Raw genomic sequence first — 12835 nt, forward strand, 5'->3', positions numbered from 1 at the left:
GCTTAGCGGTTGACGTCGACGATGACGCGGCCGCGCACCTTGCCCGCGAGCAGATCGGCCGCGACGCCGATCGACTCGCCCAGGCTGACTTCCTGCGCGATCACTTCCAGCAATGCCGGGTCGAGATCGCGCGCCAGCCGCGCCCAGGCGGCCAGGCGCGACGCCTTGGGTGCCATCACGCTGTCGACGCCGAGCAGGCGCACGCCGCGCAGGATGAAGGGCATGACGGTCGCCGGGAAATCGGCGCCCTGGGCGAGGCCACAGGCCGCGACCGCGCCACCATAGCGGGTCTGGGCGCAGGCATTGGCAAGGGTGAAGCTGCCGACCGAATCGACGACGCCGGCCCAACGCTCCTTCTGCAGCGGCTTGCCCTTTTCCGACAGTTCGGCGCGGTCGATCACGCCATCGGCGCCCAGCGTCTTGAGATAGTCGCCCTCGGCCGACTTGCCGGTGGAACCGATCACGGTGAAGCCCGCCTTCTTGAGCAGGGCGACGGCAACGCTGCCGACCCCACCGGTGGCGCCAGTGACCAGGATCTCGCCCTGGTCCGGGGTCACGCCCGCCTTCACCAGCGCCTCGACGCAGAGCGCCGCCGTGTAACCGGCCGTGCCGATCGCCATCGCCTGCTTGGGCGTAAAGGCAGTGGGCAGCGGTACCAGCCAGTCGCCCTTCAACCGGGCAACCTGAGAGAGGCCACCCCAATGGCCTTCACCCACGCCCCAGCCGTTCAGCACCACCTTGTCGCCGGCCTTCCAGTCGCCATGGTCGGAGCTGCGGACGGTGCCGACCAGATCGATGCCCGGCACCATCGGGAATTTGCGCACCACCGGTGAGGCGCCGGTGATCGCCAGCCCATCCTTGTAGTTCAGGGTCGAATAATCGACATCAATCGTGACATCGCCCTCGGGCAGCTGGGCCTCATCGACCCGGGCGAGCGAGACGCTCTGCTTGTCGTCGGTCTTTTCGATCAGGATGGCAGAGAACATGCGGTCGGTCCTTTTTGATGATGGAGCGGGAGACGGTCGCGGCTAAGCCTTGGCAACCGCCGGAAGCGGGTCGGGGATGCGGCCCAGCCGCTCCATGATGTCGGGAAAGGCCTCGCTGCGCATCGATCCGAACATGCACAGGCGCAGGCATTCCTGGGCGAGGCGACGGCCAAGCGTCCGGCGCTCCTTGTCACCCTTGGCATGCGAGCGTGCCCAGATCGGCCAGAGGAAGGCGCCGGCCAGCATCAGCACCGACAGCACCTCGGCATCGACATTTTCTTCGGCGAGATCACTGTTGGCAAAGCGCTGCAGCGACCCCTCATATTCGCGCCAGAAGGGATCGGCCATTGGATCGGGCGAGGCGAGCAGTTGCAGCAGCCAGATGCGGCACAACTCGGGATTTTCCATGGCGAACAGCGCCAGCCGGTCGGTGGTGTCGGCAATGTCGACCTCCTCCACCCGCCGCTCCCCGATCGTCCCGGGATCGCCAAAGACGGCACGGAACATCCGGTCCGACACCCAGTCGGCGGTCGCCGCGATCAACTTTTCGCGCGTTTCAAAATGCTGGTATGCGGTACCGCGATTGACGCCGGCCAGATTGGCGACTTCGGACAGGCTGATCCCCTCCGGTCCGTCCTTGGCGAGCAGCGCGCGGGCCGCCTCCAGGATGGCCTCGCGGGTCGCCGCCGGGTCGCGTGCGCGCCTCTTCCGATTGTCCGTCATGCTGCCTTACCTCGATCGATCATCCAGCACCTATAATGATCAGCGCTGTTGATCGGCTCCATCCCTGCCTGCTCCGGAGCGAGAGTCAATCGCCGCCCCCGATGGCAGCGCCCGGGCGTAGGGTTCATCGCTCCCGCGAAGGGAGCCTGCCCTGAAATGCCAATCGGCCGGGCAGCTTGAGCTGCCCGGCCGATCTGGAATTTCCTTGGGATGCGCGGATCAGCGCGAGCCAAAAGCGAAGCGCAGATTGACACCGATTTCGCGCGGCGGCGTGACCGTGGCACCGGTATAGGTGCTGGTATAGGTCGCCGCGACGGTCGGCGGAGTGCCGCCCGTAACCTGCTGATAGGGCGTGAACAACGGCGTCGTCCGGGTCAGAACCTTGGTCGTGTCGAACAGGTTCTTGGCGAACAGGGAGATTTCCCAGCCGCCATCCGGCGATCGGATACCGGCATAGAGATTGACCAGTGCATAGGCGCTGACATCGTCATAATTATTGCCCGGATCACCCTGCGACTTGCCATTATAATTGAGCAGGCCACGAATGAAGCCATCCATGGCGCTCGAAAGGCTGGCGCGATATTCGGTCTGCAGCGTCGCCGTGATCGGCGGCAGGAATGCCGCACGCTGGCTCACCTGACATGCCGACAAATTGTCGGAGCCGACCGCCGCCTGCAACTGCGCCAGGCTAGGCGCATTGCCGACTGGATCGGGGATGCCGTCGCCGTTCAGGTCGTTGCACGGGATGGTCCCGTTCTTGATCTTGCCGAGCGAATAGCTGCCGGTCAGATTGACGTTCCAGCTGCGGGTGATGTCGAAGCCCAGTTCGCTTTCCACGCCGTTCACCTCGACCGGGACTGCGCCCACGAAGTTGAACGAGGCGACCTGCTGCGCTGTGCCGGTCACCTGGCCGGCCGCATTGCGGACGGCGACGGTGTTCACATAGTAAACGCCGGTGTTGGGCACGCGATAGGGGAAGTTCTTATACTTCTGATGATAGGCGGTGACGTTGAAGCGCGCGCGGCCACCCATCAACGTGCTCTTGAAGCCCAGTTCGTAGGATTTGGACGTTTCCGGCGGCAGATTGGTGAAGGATTGCTCCAGCGCCGACGGGGCGATGTTGAAGTCACCCACGACGTTGATGCCGGGACGGAACGAGCTTCCGGTCGAGGCATAGACCAGGAAGTTGGGCGAGAAATTATGCTTCAACGACGCATTGTAGATCAGCTTGTCGGTGTCCTGCACATCCGAAGAAATGGTGTTGCCATTGACGATCGTCTGGGCGTCCGACTTGTAGCTGATCTGGCGCAGACCGCCCGACAATTCGGTCGCCTCGCCAAAATGAGCGGTCAGATTGCCGAAGAAGGACTGTTCGTGCGACGTGCCGGCGCGTTCGACATTGGTCTGCACCACCTGCAGGATCACCGGCGGCGCACCGGGGCGCAGCACGCCACCAACGATGGTCGGCGAGGTCAGGTGGGTCGGCGGATCGAGCTTGTCGTCGAAGAAGCCGACCACATAGTCGAACATGCCCAGGACACGTTCTTCGTTCTGCAAGCGGATTTCATGCGAGGTTTCCTTGGCGATCGTATCGGTCACCTGGTTGACGTCGCGGCCGACGAAGAAATTGCCATCGTCGACATTGTCGGTCGAATGGAATTTCTGCTTCGTATACATGCCCTGATAGATCAGGCGCTGACCCGCAAAGCCGGCTTCCGCACGCCAGTTGAAAATGTCGAAACGCTGATTGACGATGCGCGGCTGCTCCTGGATCGACTGGCGATCCTTGGCGGTGATCAGGACCGGGCTGGGCGCTGCATCCGGATTGGCTTCGCTAAAGGAAATCGCCTGATCATAGGTCCGCGCGTCGCGGTCCATATATTGATAGGTGCCTTCAAACTTCAACCAGTCGGTTGGCTCGATCGTGCCGACGACGCGGGCGCTTTTCGTGCGCGACCAGGGGTTGGCGGCACCGGCCGTGCGGACCAGCGGGGTGATGCGGTCGGCATCATCCTCGTTCCAGACGCCCGACACGCGGATGCCCGCCACGCCCTCGATGACCGGCACGTTCAGGCCGCCCTTGAAGTTCAGCGTCCCGATATTGTTGCCGGTCCAGTCGATGAAACCGCCCAGCTGGTTGAGGTCCGGCTTGCGGGTGGTGATGGTGATCGAACCCGACGGCGAGGCGCGGCCGCGCAGCGTACCCTGCGGTCCGCGCTGCACTTCGATCTGGCCGATATCATACATCTGCTGCAGCACCGCGCCAGGAGACAGCGGGGCGTCGTTGAAATAGAATTGGATGGTGCCGCTGTTGCCGCTGGCATTGGCATCGAAATTGACGCCGCGCAGTCGGGCATTGCCGCCGATGCCATTGGCATTGGTGGTGAGCTCCAGGCCGGGCGCCAGCGCCTGCACTTCGTTGAAGGTACGGATGTTGAGGTTGCCGATCGCCTGCTCGGTGACGGCGTTCACAACGGCCGGAACGTCCTGCACGTCCTCGCCGCGACGGCGGGCTTCGACGATGATGGTGGGTACGTCATAGGTTGGTTCGGTCGCGGCGGCCTGTTCAGGCGCCTGGGCCAGCGCCGGCGTGGCCACGGCCATCGCGGCGATGCTCGCACCGACCAAATAATAAGCGGACATGCGATTCATATAAAAAGCCTCCCCATAATGAACATCACGTTGACTATTTGGTCAACCGCAATGCAGTGCTGTTTTTTTGGTATCGTTGATTCGCGTTATGCCCGATATCGACGGGACTAGAAGCCCAGAGCCCATGAAATGGCGGACATATCGCCATCGCGATTCTCAGCATCATCACTGATCCCCAGGGCGATTTGCTTCCCCGCCATGTGGCGCTCATCGGCTGCGCCGGACATGATCGACCCCGTGCCGATATGGCGACGACGTCCTGGCGGGCGCGACACATGATGGGAGAGGAAGATGGATCTGGGCCTGGCGGGCAAAACCGCGATTGTCACCGGCGCGACCGCCAATATCGGCCGCGCCATCGTGCTGGGCCTCGCGGCGGAAGGCATGATCGTCATCGCGGTGGGTCGGGACGCCGATGCCGGCGCAACATTGGTGGCCCAATGCCAGGACATAGGGGCGGCCAGCGCCCATTTCGTGCAGGCCGACCTGACCGATCCGCTGGCTCCGGCGCATATCATGGCTACCGCAGCAGCGCTGGGCACCGTTTCCGTTCTGGTCAATAATGTCGGCGGCAATGTCGGCGCGGGCTTCTTTGCCGATTCCGACCCGGCGACATGGGCCGGCGACATCGACCTCAATCTCGGCACATTGCTGCGCATGACCCATGCCGTGCTGCCCGGCATGATCGCGCACAAGACAGGCGCGATCGTCAATATCGGGTCGACGGCGGGACTGGTCGGCGACTATATGCTACCTGTCTATTCGGCAGCCAAGGCAGCGGTCCATGGCTTTACCAAGGTGCTGGCCAAGGAAGTCGGCCAGCATGGCGTGCGCGTCAATTGCGTCGCCCCCTATGGCACGATCTCGCGCGACCCCGCTGCCTTCTCCAAGGGCAGCCGCTTCCACCCCGACAGCAATTTCTTTGCCAAGGCCTTTGCCGGCACCAGCCCGGAGGACATGGCCAAAAGATCGCGCCAGACCGTGCTCGGCCGCCCGGTCGCCTTTGCCGAGGAGGTCGCCTCGCTCGCCATCTATCTCGCCTCCGACCAGGCGGGCTTCATCACCGGCCAGGTCTATCCCGTCGACGGCGGCAGCCTGCTCTGACGAAAAAGGCCCGGCTCCCGCGCGGGAACCGGGCCTTTTGCCCAGACCGTCCGGTTGCCTCAGGCGTCGGGCGGGCCGAAGCGGAAGATCGTCATCTTGTTGCCATCCAGATCGCGGAAATAGGCGCCATAAAAGCCGTTGGGATCTTCGCCGCGAATGCCCGGCTTGCCCTCGCACTTGCCGCCCAGTTCGAGCGCGCGGGCATGGACCGCATCGACCTGCGCCCGGCTGTCCGCCTGGATGCCGACCTGATTGCCATTGCCGGGGCTTGCATCCCCCTCGAACGGAATGCCGATCAACAGCATGCCGCCCTCGGCGGTCTTGTAGGCGACCAGATCGGGCCGGTCATAGGCGCGCACCGCGCCCAACAGTTCGGCAATGCCGTCATAGAAACGCTTCGCGCCATCCAGGTCGCGCGTGCCGAAACGAGCCATACTGATCATATTTCTCTCCTTTACAGGCCACCCATGCCGCGCCAGCGGTCCGGGCCCATCCACACATATTCGACATAATGGCCCAGCCATTCGCGCGTATCGAGATAGACGAACTCCAGCATGCCCGGCGTCCCGCCCTTCAGCACCACCGGATAGGGCTGCTGCTCGACCCGCGCCATGAAGGCGGCCCAGTCGTCGACCCGGTTGCAGATATGGTGGAAGACAAGGCGATCATCGTCGGGCAACGCATCGCGATAGAGCGCCAGCACATCGCCCGAAATCGGCTGGATCAGTTCGAACTGCATGTCGTCGACCCAGACGAAGGCGAGCTTCTGCACCCCCTGCCCCTCGCCCTGCGGCGTCCAGAGCTGCACCGGCACCTCGATTTCGGACAGGGTACGGACATCCGCCTGGTCGCGGAACTGGGCGACGGCCTTGTCGACATTGCGGGTGACATAGGCGTTCTGGAAATGATGACCGGTCAGCATTGGCTCAGCCCTCCCGCGCGACGTCATAGCGCGACAGATAGCGCTCGAAATGGGGGGCCAGTTGCTCGACCGACAGGCCATATTGGGCGAGCTTATAGTCATGGCTGCCAAACTTGCCCTGCGGATTATCGTCCAGCCAGGCCTGCATCGCCGCTTCTGCCTCCGGCGTGAAATCATCGCCCAGCGCCGTATAGAGTCGCCGCATCGTGCCGATCGGATCGGTGGTGAGATCGGCATAATGAACGTCGACCATGCTGTCCTCGCCCAGCTTTTCGCGCACATCCATGATGCGGTCGGCGTGGAGCCGCGCCTGATAGGTGCAATTTTCCGCCAGCCATTCCCCGTCCACCCGGCCGGTAAAGGCCATCTGGCCCAGGCTGATGATCGAGCAGAAACTGCCCATGGCGGTATAGGGATCGCGATGGGTCCAGATGAAGCGGGCGTCGGGATAGACCTTGCGGATCGTCTCGATCCACAGGCTGTGGCTCGGCATTTTGAGGTTCCATACGCCCGGCGCATCGGCCTGCAGCAATTGCAGGAAGCGTTTGTGATAGTCATAGGCCGACGTCATGTCGGTCGAGAAGAGCCAGTCGCGATAATTGGGCAGCTTGCCCCGCGATTCCAGCGCCAGCGCCTTGAAATCATGCGCCATGAAGAAGATGCATTCATTGGGATAGATGGCCGAATTGCGATAATATTTGCCCATTTCCGGCCGTGCGGCGAGCATCGCCTTTTCCTGTTCCAGCCGGGCAATGGCACGCGGGTCGCTCTTGAGCGTGGCGCTGGTCGCGGGCGGCACCGGCGCGTCAATCTCCCAGGTCAGCGGCGAGCGCCGGGCCGGGTCGCAGGCGAGCAGATTGCTGAGCAGGGTCGTGCCGGTGCGGGGAATGCCGAACACGAAGACCGGCCGCTCGACCGGCCGTTCCAGCAATTCGGGCCGCTGCGCCAGATAGTCGGTGGTCCGCAGTCGCTGCGACAACAGGTCGACGACATTGCCCTCCATCCGCGCATGGCCGCTGTCCGACAGGCCGGCCGCATTGGCGTCAGCGAGCAATATCTCCAGCCCTTCGCGGAAACTGTCGGAATCGAAGCGATCGAGGCCGGTGGCCTTGATCGCACGGTCGATCAGCGCGTCGGCAACCAAAGCTGCGCCCATGGCATGTCTCTCCTGATGTGTTTTGCCGGCATCATGGGCAAGCGACTGCGACAGGCCAATGCCACCCGATGCAGTCACCGGGACGGACTATCGATATCCAGCCATATCAGAAACCGCCCGTCCGCCGCTATCGCGGGCGCGATGTCAGATGCTGGCGAAACTGGCGCGGCGTCGCCCCTGTGGCGCGGCGAAAGGCGAAAGCGAAGCTGGAGGGCGAGGCGAATCCGAGCGCGAAGGCGATCTCCTTGATGCTCTCGCTCGATCCCAGATAGCGTTTGGCGACATCGATCCGGCACTGGACGATATAGTCGCCGATCGAACAGCCCCGGCTGGCGCGAAAGCCGCGCGTCAATTGCCGCACCGACAGGTTGCACAGGGTCGCCAGTTCCTCCAGCGAGGGCGCCGCGCCGCCCAGTTGCAGCCGCTCGTCGATCCGCCGCAGCCGCCAGGTGGCAAGCCCCCCGGTCGCCGGTCCCTCGGCGATCGCCTGGCAATAGCGCGCCACCTCGATCGCCAGTTGCCCGGCGATCAGTTCGGTCAGCACGATGCTGCCCGGCCCCGGCCGGTTCACCTCCTCCGCCAGGCGGAACAGGCAGGCGCGCATATGCGGATGGGCGATGTCGAGGCAGGCCGCCAGCCGACTGTCGGTCCATTCGATCGGCCCGTCGAGCCAGCGGTCGATCGCCTCCGCCTTGATCTCGCACACGACCGAGGACTGGGCGCCCTGCCCTTCGGTCCGCAATCGCAAGGCCTGCCCCGGCGGCACCAGGAAGATCTCGCCCAGCCGCTCATAGCGATGCGGCCCCCAATGGTCGGCATAGCAGCCGCGCACCCGCTCGGGCCGGGGGGTCAGGCACATGTCGAGCCAATAATGGCGCTCGCGCCGGAAAATGCGGTCGGTCGGCCCAGCCAGATCGAGCCGCATGATCCGCGCCTGCGCCTGCGGCACGGCGATCTCGGCTTCAAAAACCGACCTGGCATAGGATTCCGACATCGCTCCCCCGCTCTCTGGCCATGTTTGGCCCTATCGCAGCACTATGTCCCATTCTCGATAGTGTGGTCAATTGCATCGACGCCGGAGTCGCCCCCATCCTTGGGCCATCAGGCAAGCCGCCAACGATGCGGCGCCACATGGAGAGAGATGAATGGCTAAGGGTCTTTTCGACTGCACGGGCAAGGTCACGCTGGTCACCGGCGGCAATGGCGGCATCGGCCTGGGCTTCGCCATGGGCGTCGCCAAGATGGGCGGCGACATCGCCATCTGGGCACGCAACGCGGAAAAGAACGAAGCCGCCGCCGCCGCCCTGCGCGAAGCCGGCGCCGGCCGGGTCGAAACCTATCAGGTCGATGTCGCATCGGAAGAGGCGATCATCGATGGCTATGCCAAATTGCTCGCCGATTTCGGCCGGATCGACTGCGTCTTCGCCAATTCGGGCCGCGCCTCGCGCTCGCGCTCGGTGCTGACGCTGGATTCGGCGGAATGGCATGATCTGCTGGCGGTCAACCTGCACGGCGCCTTCTTCACCCTGCGCGAAGGCGCCAAGGCGATGGTCGCTCGCGCCGAAGCCGGCGAGCCGGGCGGCAGCCTGGTCTATTGCGGCAGCCTGTCGATGTTCCACGGCATTGCCGGCATCAACAATTATGCCGCATCGAAGGGCGGCATGGGCGCCGCCGTGCGCGGCATGGCATCGGAACTGGGCAAGTATGAGATCCGCGCCAACAGCATCGCACCGGGCTATATCAAGACCGGCATTGGCGGGGATGGCGAGATGAGCCCGGAGATGCAGGCCCGCATGGCCGCCGTCGACGCGCATTTCTCGGCCAAGACGCCGATCCACCGCCCCGGCGCGATCGAGGATTTCGAGGGCATCGGCGCCTATCTCGCCTCCGACGCCTCGCGCTATCATAGCGGCGACACGATCGTCATCGATGGTGGCAGCCTCGTCCATCCGCCCTACGCCTTTTGAGCCGATCGAAGGAGCGCCCCGATGCACCTGCTCAACATCCATGATGTGAACGATGTCCGGCTCGACGCCTATCAGCGGCCCGAACCTGGCCCGAAGGATGTCGTCGTGAAGATGAAGGCCTGCGGCATTTGTGGCAGCGACCTTTCCTATATCAAGAATGGCGGCATTCCCGGCCCCGGCAAGCTGACCGCGCTCGGCCATGAGGGCGCGGGCGAGATCATGATCGTCGGCGAGGAAGTGGCGGGCGTCAGCGTCGGCCAGAGCGTCATCATCAACCCGATGATGACCCCCAGCTTCATCGGCAGCGGCGGACCGGAAGGCGCCTTTACCGAGGAATTGCTGGTCCGCGACGCGCGGCTGGGCGACAGCCTGCTGCCGATCCCGCAGGGCATCCCCTATGACGTCGCCGCCATGTGCGAGCCGCTGTCGGTGGCGATGCACGGCGTCAACCGGGCACAGGCCAAGTCCGGTGACAAGGTCGTCATTTTCGGCTGCGGCCCGATCGGGCTCGGCATGGTGCTGTGGGCGATCGACCGGGGTTGCCAGGATGTGATCGCGCTCGACCTGGCCGAGGAACGGCTGGAACGCGCCCGGGCTCTGGGCGCCCACACGATCAACCCGGCCAGGGAAGACGTGATCGCCCGGATCAAGGCGATCCACGGCACCACCACCGTCTTCGGCCGCGAGAAATCGCAGACCGACGCCTATATCGACGCGGCCGGCGCGCCCTCCATCCTTTCCGACGTGATCGCCATGGCCAAGACCCATGCCCGCCATGTCATCACCGCCGCCTATATGAAGCCGATCGAGCTGCCCGCAGGCCCGATGCTGACGACGGAAATGACGATCACCACGGCGGTCGGCTATCCGACCGAAATGCCCGACGTGATCGCCGCCATGCCGCGCCTCAAGGACAAGATCGCGGCGCTGATCAGCCATAAACTGCCCTTTGCGCAGGTGCTGGAGGGGCTGGACATCGCCGCCCGTCCGCAATCCGCCAAGGTCATGATCGAGTTCGAGGGAGCCGACGCATGAGCACGCCATCGACCGCCGAGAAGCCGCAGACGCCGCAGACGCCGCTGGGCGCTCTGGTGATGGCCGGACAGGGCCAGACCGACGCCGAAGCCATTACCGACAGCATCTTCATGGTGAAGGATATTTCCAACGCCTATCTGGTGACGACGGCGGACGGCGACCTGCTGGTCAATACCGGTTTCCTCGGCAATGGCGCGCGCAACAAGGGGCTGTTCGCCCCGCATCGCACTGGCGCGCTCAAACGCATCATCGTCACCCAGGCCCATCCCGACCATTATGGCGCCCTGCCCGATCAGACGGAGCCGGGCACCGAAGTCATCACCGGCGTCAACTTCGTCGACACGGAGGATTATTTCGACCGGCTCGGGCCGTTCCTCGGCATCCGGTCGGGCAAGCTCTGGGCGTCGATGACCCGGCGCGACGGCCCGCCGCCCAAGCCGCCCCGCATCATCCCCGACCGCATGGTCGAGACCGTTCATGCCTTCGAGCAAGGCGGCCGCAAGTTCGAGGTGGTCAAGACCCCGGGTGGCGAGACGCTCTGCTCGGTGTTCGTCTGGATGCCCGAGGAAAAGACGATCTTCACCGGCAATCTGTTCGGCCCGGTCTGGCGCTCCATGCCCAATCTGGTGACGATGCGCGGCGACCGGCCCCGGCTGGTGCGCGCCTATCTCCAGTCGCTGGACCATGTCCGGTCGCTGGAGCCCGAACTGGTCATCACCGGCCATGGCGATCCGATCCGAGGTGCGGCGACGATCCGCGCCGATCTCGACCGGATGCACGCCGCCATCACCTATATCGAGCGCGAGACGATCGCCGGCATGAATGCGGGCCGCCATGTCCAGGATCTGATGCGCGAGATCAGTCTGCCCGAGGATATCCGCATCGGCGAATTCCATGGCAAGACCAGCTGGGTGGTCCGCGCCATCTGGGAGGAAAATGCCGGCTGGTTCCATTATGAGGATGGCACCACCGCCCTTTATGGCGTGCCGCGCCCGACCGTCTATCCCGACCTTGTCGAACTAGCCGGCGGCGCCGGCGCGCTGGCCGCCCGCGCCCATGTCCATGCCGCCGCCGGGCGACCGCTGGAGGCGCTGCACCTGCTCGACATCGCGCTGGGCGTCGCGCCCGACCATGAGGCGGCGCTGACCGTCAAGAAGGCCGCGCTCGAACAATTGCTCGCCCGCAGCGGCGGCACCAACCTGTCCGAAACCATGTGGCTGAAGGCGGAAATCGCCGATGCCGACAAGCGGCTCCCGGCCGCCTGACCCCATTTCAGGAAGCAAGATCATGGCACGCAGTCTTACGCATTTGGAGCGCCTTGAGGCGGAGAGCATACATATATTGCGGGAGGTAGTGTCGGAGGCGGAGCGGCCCGTGATGCTGTACTCGGTGGGCAAAGACAGCGCGGTGATGCTGCATCTGGCCAAGAAGGCCTTCTATCCCTCGCCGCCGCCCTTCCCGCTGCTCCATGTCGATACCACCTGGAAGTTCCGGGCCATGTACGACCTGCGCGACAAGGCCGCGCGCGACGCCGGCATGGAACTGCTGGTCCATCATAATCCCGAGGCCCAGGCGCGCGGCATCAACCCGTTCGACCATGGCGCGCTCCACACCGACATGTGGAAGACCGAAGGGCTGAAGCAGGCGCTCGACAAGTTCGGCTTCGACGCGGCATTCGGCGGCGCGCGCCGCGACGAGGAGAAGAGTAGAGCCAAGGAGCGCATCTTCTCCTTCCGCACCGCGTCGCACGGCTGGGATCCCAAGAACCAGCGCCCGGAACTGTGGAACCTCTACAACGCCCGCAAGGCCAAGGGCGAGAGCATCCGCGTCTTCCCGATCAGCAACTGGACCGAGCTCGACATCTGGCAATATATCCAGCTTGAGGGCATCGAGATCGTACCGCTCTATTTCGCCGCCCCCCGCCCCACCGTCGAGCGCGACGGCATGCTGCTGATGGTCGATGATGACCGCTTCCCACTCGCGCCCGGCGAAGTGCCGGTCGAACGCTCGATCCGCTTCCGGACGCTCGGCTGCTATCCGCTGACCGGCGCGGTCGAGAGCGAGGCCTCGACCCTGTCGGAGGTGATCCAGGAGATGCTGCTCACCACCACATCCGAGCGCCAGGGCCGCGCCATCGACAAGGATGCCGGCGGCGCCGGCATGGAGAAGAAGAAGCAGGAGGGGTATTTTTGACGCGCCACGGAATGCGTAGCGTTCCGAAGCGTCAACCCCGGCGAAGGCCGGGGCCTCAGGCCTCCGGGCTGCCCCTCACCAAGATCAACGAGATCCC

Annotated in this window: 12 protein-coding genes; 5 read left to right on the forward strand and 7 right to left on the reverse strand. The window is 64.4% G+C overall.

All coding sequences use genetic code 11. The features are described 5' to 3' along the window. Positions 1-2: 2 nt before the first annotated feature. The 3 genes from PMI04_RS20920 to PMI04_RS20930 all read right to left on the reverse strand — a co-directional run bounded on the left by PMI04_RS20920 (position 3) and on the right by PMI04_RS20930 (position 4361). Positions 3-986: an MDR family oxidoreductase gene (locus PMI04_RS20920; protein ID WP_007712463.1), complete on the reverse strand. Its 984-nt coding sequence runs from the start codon at positions 984-986 to the stop codon at positions 3-5. 42 nt (positions 987-1028) lie between these two features. Beyond that, positions 1029-1709 (reverse strand): TetR/AcrR family transcriptional regulator, encoded by a 681-nt coding sequence (locus PMI04_RS20925; RefSeq protein ID WP_007712466.1) that lies wholly within the window; start codon positions 1707-1709, stop codon positions 1029-1031. A 219-nt stretch (positions 1710-1928) separates the two neighbouring features. Continuing rightward, entirely contained in the window at positions 1929-4361 is a 2433-nt protein-coding gene (locus tag PMI04_RS20930) for a TonB-dependent receptor (RefSeq protein WP_007712469.1), read from the reverse strand. 291 nt (positions 4362-4652) lie between these two features. On the opposite strand from PMI04_RS20930, the gene PMI04_RS20935 reads away from it, so the two are divergent. Then, positions 4653-5465 carry an SDR family NAD(P)-dependent oxidoreductase gene (locus tag PMI04_RS20935; RefSeq protein WP_007712472.1) on the forward strand — a complete coding sequence of 271 codons (813 nt, stop codon included), beginning with the start codon at positions 4653-4655 and terminating at the stop codon, positions 5463-5465. Positions 5466-5524: 59 nt separating this feature from the next. On the opposite strand, the gene PMI04_RS20940 is transcribed toward PMI04_RS20935, so the two are convergent. From PMI04_RS20940 to PMI04_RS20955, 4 genes are all read right to left on the reverse strand, one after another. After that, positions 5525-5908: a VOC family protein gene (locus tag PMI04_RS20940; RefSeq protein WP_007712475.1), complete on the reverse strand. Its 384-nt coding sequence runs from the start codon at positions 5906-5908 to the stop codon at positions 5525-5527. Between the two features lie 11 nt (positions 5909-5919). After that, positions 5920-6387 carry a VOC family protein gene (locus tag PMI04_RS20945; protein WP_007712477.1) on the reverse strand — a complete coding sequence of 156 codons (468 nt, stop codon included), beginning with the start codon at positions 6385-6387 and terminating at the stop codon, positions 5920-5922. 4 nt (positions 6388-6391) lie between these two features. Continuing rightward, a complete protein-coding gene (locus PMI04_RS20950) occupies positions 6392-7543 on the reverse strand; it encodes a sulfotransferase (RefSeq protein ID WP_007712479.1) in 1152 nt (383 codons plus the stop codon). A 127-nt stretch (positions 7544-7670) separates the two neighbouring features. Continuing rightward, positions 7671-8537, reverse strand: a complete 867-nt coding sequence (locus PMI04_RS20955) for an AraC family transcriptional regulator (RefSeq protein WP_007712480.1) — start codon at positions 8535-8537, stop codon at positions 7671-7673. Positions 8538-8688: 151 nt separating this feature from the next. Here PMI04_RS20955 and PMI04_RS20960 point away from each other — a divergent pair, with 151 nt between their 5' ends. From PMI04_RS20960 to cysD, 4 genes are read left to right on the forward strand one after another with little or no spacing between them, the layout of a single operon-like run. Continuing rightward, positions 8689-9510, forward strand: a complete 822-nt coding sequence (locus PMI04_RS20960) for an SDR family oxidoreductase (RefSeq protein WP_007712482.1) — start codon at positions 8689-8691, stop codon at positions 9508-9510. Positions 9511-9531: 21 nt separating this feature from the next. Further along, complete coding sequence (locus tag PMI04_RS20965; protein ID WP_007712484.1) at positions 9532-10545, forward strand: zinc-binding dehydrogenase; 1014 nt, start codon at positions 9532-9534, stop codon at positions 10543-10545. Then, complete coding sequence (locus PMI04_RS20970) at positions 10542-11810, forward strand: alkyl sulfatase dimerization domain-containing protein (RefSeq protein ID WP_007712486.1); 1269 nt, start codon at positions 10542-10544, stop codon at positions 11808-11810. Before PMI04_RS20965 ends, PMI04_RS20970 begins: the two co-directional genes overlap by 4 nt. 22 nt (positions 11811-11832) lie before the next feature. Next, positions 11833-12738: a sulfate adenylyltransferase subunit CysD gene (gene cysD / locus PMI04_RS20975; protein WP_161733842.1), complete on the forward strand. Its 906-nt coding sequence runs from the start codon at positions 11833-11835 to the stop codon at positions 12736-12738. The last annotated feature ends 97 nt before the right edge of the window (positions 12739-12835 follow it).

The sequence above is a fragment of the Sphingobium sp. AP49 genome, from assembly GCF_000281715.2.
In the GTDB taxonomy this organism is placed as follows: Bacteria; Pseudomonadota; Alphaproteobacteria; order Sphingomonadales; family Sphingomonadaceae; genus Sphingobium.